General features: G+C 37.4%; 15 protein-coding genes. 4 read left to right on the top strand and 11 right to left on the bottom strand.

Annotation, left to right across the window (positions count from 1 at the left end):
- Positions 1-12: 12 nt before the first annotated feature.
- The 3 genes from KI363_RS00370 to KI363_RS00380 all read right to left on the bottom strand — a co-directional run bounded on the left by KI363_RS00370 (position 13) and on the right by KI363_RS00380 (position 2,093).
- Positions 13-1,074, bottom strand: a complete 1,062-nt coding sequence (locus tag KI363_RS00370; protein WP_158322730.1) for a M24 family metallopeptidase — start codon at positions 1,072-1,074, stop codon at positions 13-15.
- A gap of 1 nt (position 1,075) precedes the next feature.
- Complete coding sequence (gene aroQ / locus KI363_RS00375; protein ID WP_158322729.1) at positions 1,076-1,519, bottom strand: type II 3-dehydroquinate dehydratase; 444 nt, start codon at positions 1,517-1,519, stop codon at positions 1,076-1,078.
- A gap of 85 nt (positions 1,520-1,604) precedes the next feature.
- Positions 1,605-2,093, bottom strand: coding sequence for a YqhR family membrane protein (locus KI363_RS00380; protein WP_246516636.1), 489 nt, complete (start codon positions 2,091-2,093; stop codon positions 1,605-1,607).
- 213 nt (positions 2,094-2,306) lie between these two features.
- On the opposite strand from KI363_RS00380, the gene KI363_RS00385 reads away from it, so the two are divergent.
- Positions 2,307-2,657: an SA1362 family protein gene (locus KI363_RS00385; protein ID WP_158322725.1), complete on the top strand. Its 351-nt coding sequence runs from the start codon at positions 2,307-2,309 to the stop codon at positions 2,655-2,657.
- A gap of 10 nt (positions 2,658-2,667) precedes the next feature.
- Here KI363_RS00385 and KI363_RS00390 read toward each other — a convergent pair whose 3' ends face one another.
- The gene (locus KI363_RS00390; protein ID WP_158322723.1) at positions 2,668-3,552 is read right to left on the bottom strand and encodes a patatin-like phospholipase family protein; all 885 of its coding nucleotides are present in this window, start codon (positions 3,550-3,552) and stop codon (positions 2,668-2,670) included.
- A gap of 434 nt (positions 3,553-3,986) precedes the next feature.
- A complete protein-coding gene (locus KI363_RS00395) occupies positions 3,987-6,539 on the bottom strand; it encodes a vitamin B12-dependent ribonucleotide reductase (protein ID WP_158322721.1) in 2,553 nt (850 codons plus the stop codon).
- A 348-nt stretch (positions 6,540-6,887) separates the two neighbouring features.
- Between KI363_RS00395 and KI363_RS00400 the strand changes: the two genes are divergently transcribed.
- From KI363_RS00400 to KI363_RS00410, 3 genes are all read left to right on the top strand, one after another.
- The gene (locus KI363_RS00400) at positions 6,888-7,283 is read left to right on the top strand and encodes a rhodanese-like domain-containing protein (RefSeq protein ID WP_158322719.1); all 396 of its coding nucleotides are present in this window, start codon (positions 6,888-6,890) and stop codon (positions 7,281-7,283) included.
- A gap of 249 nt (positions 7,284-7,532) precedes the next feature.
- Positions 7,533-9,215, top strand: coding sequence for a DEAD/DEAH box helicase (locus tag KI363_RS00405; protein ID WP_212964823.1), 1,683 nt, complete (start codon positions 7,533-7,535; stop codon positions 9,213-9,215).
- Positions 9,202-9,996, top strand: coding sequence for a YqhG family protein (locus tag KI363_RS00410; RefSeq protein ID WP_158322716.1), 795 nt, complete (start codon positions 9,202-9,204; stop codon positions 9,994-9,996). The genes KI363_RS00405 and KI363_RS00410 overlap by 14 nt, the downstream gene beginning before the upstream one ends.
- 106 nt (positions 9,997-10,102) lie before the next feature.
- On the opposite strand, the gene KI363_RS00415 is transcribed toward KI363_RS00410, so the two are convergent.
- The 6 genes from KI363_RS00415 to comGC form a co-directional block, all read right to left on the bottom strand.
- Entirely contained in the window at positions 10,103-10,276 is a 174-nt protein-coding gene (locus tag KI363_RS00415; RefSeq protein WP_158322714.1) for a YqzE family protein, read from the bottom strand.
- Between the two features lie 74 nt (positions 10,277-10,350).
- Positions 10,351-10,860 carry a shikimate kinase gene (locus KI363_RS00420; RefSeq protein ID WP_212964825.1) on the bottom strand — a complete coding sequence of 170 codons (510 nt, stop codon included), beginning with the start codon at positions 10,858-10,860 and terminating at the stop codon, positions 10,351-10,353.
- A gap of 238 nt (positions 10,861-11,098) precedes the next feature.
- Entirely contained in the window at positions 11,099-11,560 is a 462-nt protein-coding gene (comGF, locus tag KI363_RS00425) for a competence type IV pilus minor pilin ComGF (protein ID WP_212965059.1), read from the bottom strand.
- Positions 11,532-11,834 (bottom strand): hypothetical protein, encoded by a 303-nt coding sequence (locus tag KI363_RS00430; RefSeq protein ID WP_212964827.1) that lies wholly within the window; start codon positions 11,832-11,834, stop codon positions 11,532-11,534. The genes comGF and KI363_RS00430 overlap by 29 nt, the downstream gene beginning before the upstream one ends.
- Positions 11,824-12,264: a competence type IV pilus minor pilin ComGD gene (gene comGD / locus KI363_RS00435; protein ID WP_212964829.1), complete on the bottom strand. Its 441-nt coding sequence runs from the start codon at positions 12,262-12,264 to the stop codon at positions 11,824-11,826. Before comGD ends, KI363_RS00430 begins: the two co-directional genes overlap by 11 nt.
- Positions 12,261-12,584 (bottom strand): competence type IV pilus major pilin ComGC, encoded by a 324-nt coding sequence (gene comGC / locus KI363_RS00440; RefSeq protein WP_212964831.1) that lies wholly within the window; start codon positions 12,582-12,584, stop codon positions 12,261-12,263. The genes comGD and comGC overlap by 4 nt, the downstream gene beginning before the upstream one ends.
- Positions 12,585-12,602: the final 18 nt, after the last annotated feature.

Here is a 12,602-nt window from a genome sequence, read left to right on the forward strand (position 1 = left end):
TCCAAGTTCCCATTAAAGTATAATTAAATCTTTCGTTGAATGAGTCAGTGTTTCATTTCCTTTATCGGTGATGAGTGTATCATCCTCGATACGCACCCCACCAACATTTGGCAAATAGATCCCCGGCTCTACGGTCACAACCATACCAGGTTGCAGTTTGATTTTAGAGCGTTTTGAAAGGCTGGGTCCTTCATGAACCTCTAATCCAATCCCATGACCGAGAGAATGCCCAAAATAGTCGCCATACCCTTTTTCCGTGATATAATCTCTAGCAATCGCATCCGCTTCGATCCCGGTCATGCCCGGTTTAATTTGTTCCATTGCTCGTAATTGCGCTTCAAGGGTCACATCATAAATTTCTTTTAAAGTAGTAGATGGCTCTCCTACTGCAATGGTACGGGTAATATCGGACACATACCCTTTATGAAGGGCACCGTAATCCATTGTCACGAAATCTCCCACTTCAATCTCTTTATCACTGGCAACACCATGTGGCATGGAAGATCTTTTTCCGGAAGCAACAATGATATCAAAGGATGACGAGGTGGCTCCACATTTTCTCATAAAAAACTCTAATTCATTCGACACTTCCAATTCAGTTTTTCCAGGTTCTATAAAATCAAGAATATGTTTGAAGGCTGCATCTGCTATATCAGCTGCTTCTTTAATCTTAGCGATTTCATCATTCGTCTTTATTAACCGCATTTCCTCCATCAAATTCGAAACAGGGACAAATTCTGCTGCGACAGCTTGATTGTATTTAGTCCAAGTAGAATAAGACATATAATCTTGTTCGAATCCTAATTTTATGATTCCTAACTCTTTTACCTTCTTCGCTACCTCATCCATGATCGGACCAGAGTGGATAGATACTTCATATTCCTGCGCTTGATTTTGAGCCTGTTCTGCATACCGAAAATCAGTAATAAATATAGCTCGGTCCTGTGAAATTAAAGCCAAACCGGCTGTTCCCGTGAAGTTGGTCATATAACGCACATTATATGGACTTGTTACAAACATTCCGTCAATTCCCAATGATTGGAAAGATGAACGGATTTTATCCAACTTACTCATTTTATCCTCTCCCTTGTATGTATTGCTTTAAAGCGAGAAGAGCTAATTCATAACCATATAGGCCAAAACCTGTAATTTGTCCGATTGAAACAGGGGCCGTTACGGATTTACTCCTAAACTCCTCCCTAGCGTAAACGTTCGAGATATGCACTTCGATAACAGGCAAATCAATGGCGGCAATTCCATCTCTTAAGGCAATACTATAATGCGTGAAGGCGCCTGGATTCATAATAATGCCCGCATACCCTTTTTTCGTTGCCTCATGCAATTCATCAAGAAGTGCTCCCTCATAATTAGATTGGAAGAGATCGACTTCCACTTCCTCTTTCTGACACAGATGATGAAGGTTTTTTTCCAATTGCTCTAATGAATCTTTCCCATAAATACCGGGTTCTCTTTTCCCCAACATATTTAAATTTGGGCCATTTAAAACAAGTATTTTCATTTTTCTCACACCCTAAAGCCAGAATCCTTTGCAAAAACATTCTACCATAAAAAGCCAACTAGCACCTAGTTAGAGTGTATAAAGTTCAATGTGATTCAGCATTCTGCCAATACTGCTGTTCATTGTACTCATATGAAATCGAATAGCCAATAAAAATTCCATACAAAATAAAAAAACTGGCTTCTGTTAAAATAGTGATTAGATTATATTTCATAATGAACTGAATGGTTGGAATAACTGGATAAAGCACAAAAAAAATAAGAAAAAAAAGGATTGCTCCATAAACCCCGCCCCAAATAATCGATTTTTTCTTTTTCAACAAAGTATAATAAATCAATGCAACAAGTATTGAAATAAAACCATAAATCAAACAAGATATCACAACACCAAGCCACCCGCCCTTCCAACTCCCCTTAAAAATGACTAAGATAAATGATGGCTTAATCTCGGTAAGATTAAAGTAATGGGCAGCAAAGCATAATAAAGCACCTCCCGCGCCTGCAACAAATCCTGTAAACACCGATAATTGAGTCAATGACATCGTATATTGATTGTTATATTCTTTATTTTCCACGATTTTCACCTCATCCATATCTTGCCCATTTCCAGCCTTTAAAATTATATCTGGTGAATTTTTTGTTTTTTTAGTAAGATATAGGTAAAGGATTGTTTAAGTAACAGGTTTCGGTGAAAAATGAAATTACATTTATTCTATTAATGGTTCATAATGGTATATTTGGTTTTCTTTTTGGGAATACTTTTCTATACTCCCGAGGAGGTGGCATTCTTGACCATACGGAATTGTTTGTTTGGAGGAATTATTATTTCCGCGCTGATTGGGTTAGGTACCTGGTTATATTATAATCCGGCAAGTCTGTTCCTTCAGCTGTTTTTTATGGTTTTAATCGCAGGCATTATTTTGCTAGTCATTCGACTATTTATGGGAAGAAAACAAGGCTACAAGGAAAGTAGATCCTTTGCAAAAGCAGCGAAGCTATCCAAGAAACGTTACCAGCAACCGCGAAAAAATGTTTATGTGAATACATCTGCTAAACGTCCGCTTCGCAAACGATCAACTGCCCATTTGACAGTAATCGAAGGGAAAAAGAATAAGAAAAAAGATCGTGCTATTTTTTGACTCTCTGTATTTAATAAGTCCATTTTTTTAGAAATTCTTTTGCTCTCATACGCCCTGTCTCAATTAGGGCGTCTTTTTTTTGACCAGATAGAGTAAACTCTGTCGTTAATCCATCTTCTAACGGAATAAAAATAATGTTCTTCTCATGTCTCCTTGAAATATAGCGCGCATCATGAACATCTTTCATCGTACTAAATAAAGCCTCAAATAATGATAAAGCATTTTTTATTTCTCTTTTTGGTTGTTCTTCTGCTTTATAGCTTAATTTAATGCCAATGATGGGACGCTTTTTCTTCCCTTTATCTTCATCAAACAACCAGATCGGAAAATTACTTAATACCCCTCCATCAACAATGATACTTTTCCCGGACAAGGAACGTAATTTCACAGGTTCAAAGAAGAAGGGAAGTCCACAACTCATTCTCACAGCCCTGGCAATAGGAAATGTTTCTTTTGGAATACCCAATCCCTCTAAATCATCTGGTAGCACTAGTAGCTTTCCTGCTGATAAATCGGATGCAATCAGTTTTAATTTCCCCTTAGGTAAATCTGAAAAAGTATACACCCCTTTATCCGCCAGTTTTTCGCGAATCCATTCCTCCAATGCTTTCCCTTGGTACAGGCCCATCCTCCAATATAGGCATAGCCATTTCGAGATAGGAAAGGGAATGAAGGTCTTTTTTTGATCTAAAAAAACGGAGATCTTTGTCTCATGCATAATTTTTAAAATTTCTTTGCTTGTATAACCAGCAGCTATAAAAGCTGCCATGATCGCCCCAGCACTTGTGCCCGCCAATCTATTGAAGCTGATGCCTTTTTCTTCTAAGACTTCATAAGCACCTAACAGGGCAAACCCCTTAATCCCACCACCTGAAAAGACGCCATCCACATCCATTCTTACCCCTCCCGCAGACAGTCTTTTTACTATTTTAAGGGACAAAAGGATATTTAGAACATAATACAAGCAGGAAATTAATCCATAAATAATGGACTTGCTCCTAATCGACGTTTTTACAATTTCCTTTAATTTCATGCAACATGAGGGCCTTTCTTCAGCAATTAAAAAATCCCAAATGCAAATTGATTTGGGATTTTTTTATGGTCTAGGAAATTATAAAATTCTCGACTTGTGGATAACTGTTTACGTTACGGTTTGACATCCAGCTCCAGCGCCCAGCGACTAGCAAACTTTCGGTGGCTTCCTACGATAAGTCAACATCGATTCACCCTTCGGGTTCATCGTGTTTCCTTTATCTCGTCAGGCCCCTAAAAAGTTTGTACGTCGCTAAACGGGCGCTTGCGCTTTTGTTCCATATAGCATCTGTAATCTTATAAGCCACATTTTAATTGAGCATTACAATTGTCGCATGTGTTGCAGCCGCCAATATCCTTTACATTTCCTTTCCGGCATACGGGACATGTGTCTCCAACCTCAGATCCAAATGTAACACTTGTTGAGCGGAGGTCTTGAATCGTATCTACCAGGACAACCGGTTCGCTGAATTGTAGTTGTTCAGTCGTTTCTGCTTTACTATCTTCTGCCTTCAAAGTAAGAACCTGTGAATCACGACTTCCATCCACATAGACTGTTCCACCTTTGGCTCCCCCTCGATAGAGTCGCTCATACACCTTTTGTACTTGTTCGACCGAATATCCTTTTGGTGCATTCACAGTTTTAGAAATAGAGCTATCAATCCAGCGTTGGATGACACATTGTACATCTGCATGAGCTTCAGGTGCTAGGCTCATCGATGTGACAAACCATTCTGGTAAATTGTCGGGATCCGTATCAGGATTGGCTTGCAAATATTCTTCCACAATATCTGCTTTTACCTCAATAAATTTACCAAGACGGCCACTACGGTAATAGGTAAAGGAGAAGTAAGGTTCTAAACCTGTACTTACGCCAACCATGGTTCCAGTGGATCCGGTAGGCGCAACAGTTAGTAGGTGTGAGTTACGAATACCGTATTCTAAAATATCTTCCCTTATATCCTCTGGCATCCGTTTCATATAACCCGTTTGAATAAAGGCTTGACGTAATTGATTCGCTTCTTCCTCTGTCTCCCCTTGTAAGAATGGGAAGCTTCCTTTTTCTTTGGCAATTTCAATCGATTCTCGATAAGCTTCTGTCGCAATCGTTTCAAATACTTGATCAACTAATTTGTTTCCTTCAGCTGATCCATATTCTTTTTCACAATAGATTAAGAGATCGGCAAGTCCCATGACTCCAAGACCGACACGTCTTTCGCCAAGTGCTTGGGTTTTATTGTCTTCCAAGAAATATGGGGTTGCATTAATCACATTATCTTGCATGCGCACGCCGATTTTTACCGTTTGTTTCAGTTTTTCAAAATCAACAGTTTTCTTCTCTTTATCAGCCATATTCGCAAGATTGACAGCAGCTAAATTGCAGACAGAATATGGTGCGAGCGGTTGTTCTCCACACGGATTTGTAGCAACAACTTTTTGTCCATATGCTTTCGCATTGGTCATGTCATTGGCATTATCGATGAAGAAAATGCCCGGTTCCGCTGAATAGGTGGCACAAATATTAATTAAATTCCACAATTCTTTTGCTTTGATTTTTCGGTATGTACGTACTTTATGACCTAGTTTTTCCCATTCACGTACATCCCCAACATTATGCCACTCTTCATTATAAATCTTCATGGCTTCTTCATCGTAATTTTCAACATCTGGGAAACGGAGCTCATATTCATCATCTGCATCAACTGCATCCATAAATTCTTTCGTTAAACAAACAGAAATATTAGCTCCTGTTAAAAACTCCGAGTTATGCACAGAATAAGTGCCACCTTCGTTTAACTTTTCCTCAGCTTCACGAAAAATAGACTCATCAAAGCCGCCGTATCCAGGCATATTACGATAGTTTAGAATTCCTTGGTACATCGCTTCTTCTGTTTGGGTTAAAGGAGTAAATTTCAATTTATCTTTCGCATGTTTTTTAATGATAGGGTCGTCCGTATTTTCAATCAAAAATCTTAAAATTCTTGGGTTTTGCATTTTGGAAATGATAAATTCAATAATATCAGGGTGCCAGTCGGCCAACATGATCATTTGAGCTCCACGTCTTGATCCACCTTGTTCAACTAAATGTGTAAGCTTTGCAATGTCATCGAGCCATGAAACTGATCCGGAAGATTTCCCGTTGACGCCACGAGCAAGTGTATTCCGCGGTCTTAGTGTGGATCCATTCGTACCAACTCCGCCACCCCTACTCATGATCTCCATTACTTGCTTACGGTGCTCAGAAATACCTTCTCTGGAATCTGGAACAAACGGCATTACGTAACAATTAAAGTAGGTCACATCTGTTCCAGAACCTGCTCCATACAGCACCCGTCCTGCTGGGATAAAATTTAAGCTTGAAAGCTCTTGATAAAACTTTTCAAACCATTCCTGTCTTTTTTCGGCTGTCTTTTCTACCGCAGCTAATCCGTTAGCATTTCTTTTGGCAATTTGTTCATAAAAAACTTCTAACGGTTTTTCGATGACATCAAGCGGACGAACAATAATTCCTGTCTTTCTCTCTTCTGCTTCGTCTAAAGAATTACGAAATTCTTCTTCTACAAGGACTTGCGCAGTATTCTCTTCCCAATCAATCGATTGGATAAAACCTAAACCTCTTGCCGGAAATTTCGGATCGTCCTTAATTGTTAAAACAATAAAGTCACCGGCTGCCAATGTTAATTTTTCTGTATCCTTGAAAGCATACCGATCAATCATAACGAGGCGAGATACTCCCTTATGTGTGATCTTCATGTCTGCTGTAATGGGAAATACCTGGTCGAACTGTCGAATATCCTGATTCAATCTTTCAATATCCAAATCTGAATATTGTTGGAAAGCTATTGCCATTTAACAAACTCCTCTCTACATCCTAAGAAATACTCAAATTCCCTATAAAACAATCACTATTAACACTATATATTGTTTCTAGTCTATTATCGACCACAATATATTGTAAATCAAGTGAAAAGACTTTGCCTTTTGTCAAATACAAAAATGAGGGATATCGTGAGAAAAACAAAGATTCTCCATGAAAATAACTAAAAAAACGACAATTTTGGACATTTTTACTTTAGTGCTTGTTTATTCCTCAACCTTGTTAAAATTTCCCACGATTCATATAAAAGTTTTGATAAAGGCCGCATTGAATAATATAATAAAAAATAGGCTTGTTTACCAGAGGGGGGAAGAAAAAAATTGACAGCTTTATACACATTACTTGTTATTCTAGGGATTATCATCATATTTTCCCTGTATAATTTTTTTCATCAAAAGAAAATTTTAAACACACTTTCAGAAGATGAATTTCGTTCAGGTTATCGAAAAGCACAGCTCATCGATGTACGGGAACCAAATGAATTTGATGCCGGCCATATTTTAGGGGCTCGCAATATCCCTATTTCACAATTAAAAAATAGAATGAAAGAAATTCGTCCTGATAAGCCTGTATATCTTTACTGCCAAAGTGGAATGCGCAGTGGGAGAGCCGGGCAAATGCTATACAAAAAGGGATACAAGCAGCTTTACCAACTACAAGGTGGATTTAAAAAATGGACAGGGAAAATAAAAACAACTAAGAAATATAACAGCTAATTCAAACACCGCAGATCACTTGATGTTCTGCGGTGTTTTTTAAAATCTTTTAGTAGAGTAGAACGTTGTGAAGTAAAAAAAAACAGCCGAGGATCTTGATCAACGATTTTGTTTCCCCTTCAGTCTCTCCCTTCACCCTTATTCGCCAAATATATAATTATTTTTTTGGACATACTAACTAATACAAGATACGTGTTCAAGTATCAATTTTATTCCCATCAATGTTTCATTGATTTGTAGGAGGTACTTATGTCCGTCAAAATACAATTCGACCAAAATTGGAAAAAAGGTTTTGTGGAAAGACTAGAAAAGGATGGTCCTTGGGCCAATTTAGAGCTATTTAAACTAGCGGTGAAAACCGAGAAGCATTTAACAATTCCTACTTTTGAAGGATTAGTTGCACCAAAATATTTACAGCAATTAACTCCATTACCCCATCAACTAGAAACCGCTCAACAAGTAGTTGAAAATATGAATGGAAAGGCGATTTTGGCTGATGAAGTGGGATTAGGGAAAACAATCGAAGCTGGATTGATTTTAAAGGAATATATGATCAGAGGCTTAGTAAAAAAAGCTCTAATTCTAGTACCAGCCTCTCTTGTTTCTCAGTGGGTTAGCGAATTGAACGAAAAATTTCATATACCAGCCGTTCCCCAAAAGAAAAGTTATGTATGGGAGCAATTTTCTGTCGTCGTATCCTCGATTGATACGGCTAAACGCAGCCCCCATCAAGAAATAATCGCTGAACAAAATTACGATCTTATTGTGATCGATGAAGCCCATAAATTAAAGAATCCTAAAACGAAAAACTATCAATTTGTCCAGTCCCTTAAGAAAAAGTTTTGTCTTTTATTAACGGCTACACCGATTCAAAATAGAATTGAAGAAATTTTTCATCTCGTCTCCTTACTAAAGCCTGGGCATTTAGGATCGGAAAGCGGCTTCTTAGACCAATATAAAAATAAAAAAACATCACTTCAAGACGATGAATATTTAAAAGAGTTAGTGAATAAAGTGATGATCCGAAATAGAAGAGGTGAAACAGGAGTAGAATGGCCGGAGCGTCATGTAGAAAGTATTTTGATCAATTTTTCAAAAGAGGAAAAGGCATTATATCAAGCCATCGATACACTGAAAAATGCTGAAGACGGGTTCGTTGCGCATGGATTCTCCCTTCTTACCCTTAAAAGAGAAGCATGCAGTAGTAGAGAAGCTGTGTTTATGACCTTAAAAAATATGTTTAATAAAATCGAAAATCCTTCTCCAGCTATTGTAGAGAAGATTAATTTTGTTAAGCAAAAAATAGATGGGGTTCAACAAAACTCGAAAGCTGAAAAAGCTTTAGAATTAATTCAAACGATCAATGATAAGGTCATCATCTTTACAGAATACCGCGCAACTCAATTATATTTACAATGGTTCTTGCAAAAAAATGGCATTCGTTCTGTTCCTTTCAGAGGTGGGTTTAAACGCGGTAAGAAAGATTGGATGCGCGAACTGTTTAAGAATCATGCTCAAGTGCTGATCGCAACAGAAGCGGGTGGAGAAGGAATCAATTTACAATTTTGCTCGCACATTATTAATTTCGATTTACCTTGGAATCCGATGCGACTTGAACAACGAATTGGGCGAATTCACCGTTTAGGACAAGAAAATAATGTTCACATCTACAATTTCTCGATCAAGGGTACAATCGAAGAACATATTTTAAAACTTCTTTATGAAAAAATAAATTTATTTGAACGAATTGTCGGGGAGTTAGATGAAATTCTCACCAGATTTGACCATTTAAATATGGAGGAATATGTAAAAGATATTTTTCAAACATCTCATTCTGAAGGTGAAATGAAAATAAAAATGGAGAACCTCTCGTCCATCATCCAGTTCGCTGATTCAATAAGAAAGGATGGAGAAAACATTGCAGCAGAGTGAAATTCACGATTATCTCGAAACTTTTTTTACAGAAAATGATTGCCAAATTGAAAAAAATGAATCAGGGTATATAACCGTACAACTTACCATTGACATGGATAAAGCGTTGATGAACCGCCCTTTTTACTGGACTTATTTAGAAAAAACTGGTGGGACACCGAATCCAATGAAAATTCATTTAATCACGGATCCAAAACAAGCACCAGAAGATGTAAAAGGCGAGGTGATTCATTTCGGTGCTCCACGTTTGCATCAGCTCTTCGCAATCACGAAGCAAAGGGCTGGGTTCATACGCCTTTATGAAAATCCCGCTAAAGGAAATATAGATAGGCAGATCCCCTTACACCCGTGGTTAATGCTGAACATTAAAATCTCTTATGAATGTGACAGAAAGAAAGATATTTTAAGATCGCTTGGATTAAATTTAATTAATGGCGTTATGATCGACCATTTTTTCGATAAAATGGACCAGACAGATCTCCAGCCAAAAATTCCTGACTATTGCTTTACGGTTTCCCCGATCATTAAACCAGAAAGTGGCTTAAAAAGAATGGAGACCTATCTAGAAAAAGAACTTCATTCGTCAGACCATACGTGGGCTGAAGAGGCAAAATTACGTTGGGCACAAGATCTAGATCTGCTCGATCATTTCTACGAAGACCAGGAAGAGAAACCCGAAACCTATGAAGTTGAAAAAAAGGCACTTCAGGATCAATACGAGCCGATAATAAAAGTCGAAATTATTAACGGGGGCATTTTTTATTTAAACGCTCTTTCTTAAGAAAAAATGACCAACGGATAAAAAGTTTGTCAATGCTTAGGTTATTTTAAATCCATCGGTTAAGTTTTTCAAAAAAGATAGACCCCCTCTTGATCGTAGAAGGGGTCTATCTTTTAAATATCATCCGAATCGAATAAGGCATTAAACCGAACCATTGATATAATTTTGGTGGACTCGACTCTTTACGCTTCAGCCTTATTTGTTTACGCTCCGCTTTCGGTCGTTCAAAATGTTTAATAAAGGTTTCCGTCATATACCTCATATAATCATCAAACGACATGGCTTTCACCTTTTCTTTACAATTTAGGAAATAGTTGGGAAAACAACTTCCTTTGTAAAGTATAACCAAGTGAGTTAGTAAACATTCATTTCTTTTAGAATAGTCTGGGCTACCTCTTCAATAGATAAGTCAGTTGTATCCACCACAGAAGATGCGCATTCCAAGTAATAAGGCAGTCTAGTTTGATACATATATGTGACCTCTTCTAGACTCTTGTTTTGAATAAGTGGTCTACCGCTATCCAATCCAACACGTTCAACAATCGACTGAGGATGAGCCTGCAGGAAAATAGTTTTCCCTTTTTTTAATACATCCCGATTGGCTTCTTTTAAGATGATCCCTCCTCCCGTCGTGATGATAACAGCCTCTTGCGATAACTCTACTAAAACTTCAGATTCAATCCTTCGAAAATGCCCCTCTCCACACTTGTCGAAAATTTGCGGAATCGCCATCTTCATCTTTCTCTCAATTTCTTGATCGGTATCCACCACGGAACATCCGCAAATTTCAGCTAATTTTTCGCCAACGGAGGTCTTCCCAGCCCCCATGAATCCAATTAAAAATAGTGGTTCTTTTATGTCCAAATTGAAGTTCCCCCTTGTTACACTCTCCTCTAAAGCTATTTTATCATTAATTTTTCTGTATTTTGCATTTGGGGTTCATTTTGTTGAATTATTTCCTTTATTTCTCTTTGATAAAAGGATTGGATTTCGTTTATATATCCCCACTCCGCTACATAAATATGAACCATTTCACCGATAAAAATTAAAACAAGCGCACTAACGAGCATAACAAGTGGATAAATGGCTCCTTTTTCTTGCTTTAAAATGACCCTTCCTCCTTGATGGCAAATCTCGATTCATCCATTATTCCATCCAAAAATTCAACCTGAATAAGCACTTCTTCTTCATTCAATATAAATTCAATACTATGAATTTCTTGAAGTACAATTTCATGGCCAAGTTTATTCACTTTTCTACGCAATGATTGACCATATGGCTCATAGGTAATCACTTGATTTCTCTTTTCTAAGATGAGGCTTGTTTTCGCATTTAATTTCATGACATTGATTTGCTCAGCTTCTTCTAGCTCCTTCCGCAACCCGATAATAAATAAATTCCATTCATAATCTTGATCCGTCTCCAAAAGGCGATCTAACGTATGAATCGTTTGAAAAATGAATGGCATTATCGACATAATTAAAGTAATGAGCATTATTGAAAATAGGGTTTCTAATAAGGTAAAGCCAGATTGCTTACTCAACACATTTTTGATGATCTTCATAACGAAAGCACGCTCTCCTGTTTTCAGCATTTTCTTCATAAAATAATTCATACTGAATTCCTTGGCTCAATCTTGTTTGTTTCAAAGGATATTTCGATACTGGATATTGCTCTACATATTCATATAAAAGTCGGTATCCAATCATTTCTTTTTTCCCATCAGACAACTTATTCATCATTGAAAAGACGATAGGAAATAAAGTTATACAGATTAAAAGAAGAAAGGAAAGGGAGAGAAGCCCTTCCAAAAAGCTAAAACCTCTCTCATTCTTCAATGATAAAACGCCCCTTCCCAATATAAAATTTCAACTTGATCGCATGCTGATTTTGCCGAAAAATAATGGTGCCAAAATTAGAGACATTTCCATCAGCATTAATCACAAAGCTTGCGATATTACTCTCTTGAATATAAATCGTTGAGGGGAAGCTTCTCTGCAATAATGTTTCGCTAGAATGAAGATCCGTAACCTTATATTCTTTCTTTATTGGTGAGAACTGGACCTGAACTTTCTCCCTTCTGTTTACGGCATAAGCATGAGCATAATATAGATCTGCTTCAAGTTGGGTAATAAATAACTTTTTCTGTATCATGTCTGAAAATGATTGATACGTGAAAATACTAAATAACAATATGATTGATACAACGGATAAAACTATCAGCATCTCCAACAAGGTAAAGCCTTTACTTGAGCGAAAATATTTCACGACTCTGGCTTCTTGATTGGCTGTACTTTTCCATTTACAATTTCCAATTTACTGCCATCTGGACAAGCTACTTGTTCTGATTCAAGATAGCCCGCCTTGTCAAGCTCTTGAAAGTCCTTTGGATATTGATTTTTCTCCATATGATAAGCCTGCACCTGACCTTGCAGCATAGATACCAAAGCTTCACAGCCTTTTCCATGAATATTTTTATTATGCTTAGTGACATTTGGTAAAGTAATGAGCAATATCACGGAGATGACAAGTAAAACGATCAGCATTTCGATTAATGTAAATCCCTTTTGATTCCGAATATATTTCATCATACTGGTCTCCCTCTT

Source organism: Lederbergia ruris (assembly GCF_018332955.1).
GTDB lineage: Bacteria > Bacillota > Bacilli > Bacillales > Bacillaceae_C > Lederbergia > Lederbergia ruris.

Coding starts and splice junctions, on each gene's coding strand:
- KI363_RS00370 (WP_158322730.1), bottom strand. CDS start 1,074: ATGAGTAAGTTGGATAAAATCCGTTCATCTTTCCAATCATTGGGAATT.
- aroQ (WP_158322729.1), bottom strand. CDS start 1,519: ATGAAAATACTTGTTTTAAATGGCCCAAATTTAAATATGTTGGGGAAA.
- KI363_RS00390 (WP_158322723.1), bottom strand. CDS start 3,552: ATGGATGTGGATGGCGTCTTTTCAGGTGGTGGGATTAAGGGGTTTGCC.
- KI363_RS00395 (WP_158322721.1), bottom strand. CDS start 6,539: ATGGCAATAGCTTTCCAACAATATTCAGATTTGGATATTGAAAGATTG.
- KI363_RS00405 (WP_212964823.1), top strand. CDS start 7,533: ATGTCCGTCAAAATACAATTCGACCAAAATTGGAAAAAAGGTTTTGTG.
- KI363_RS00415 (WP_158322714.1), bottom strand. CDS start 10,276: ATGTCGTTTGATGATTATATGAGGTATATGACGGAAACCTTTATTAAA.
- comGF (WP_212965059.1), bottom strand. CDS start 11,560: ATGAAGATCATCAAAAATGTGTTGAGTAAGCAATCTGGCTTTACCTTA.
- comGC (WP_212964831.1), bottom strand. CDS start 12,584: ATGAAATATATTCGGAATCAAAAGGGATTTACATTAATCGAAATGCTG.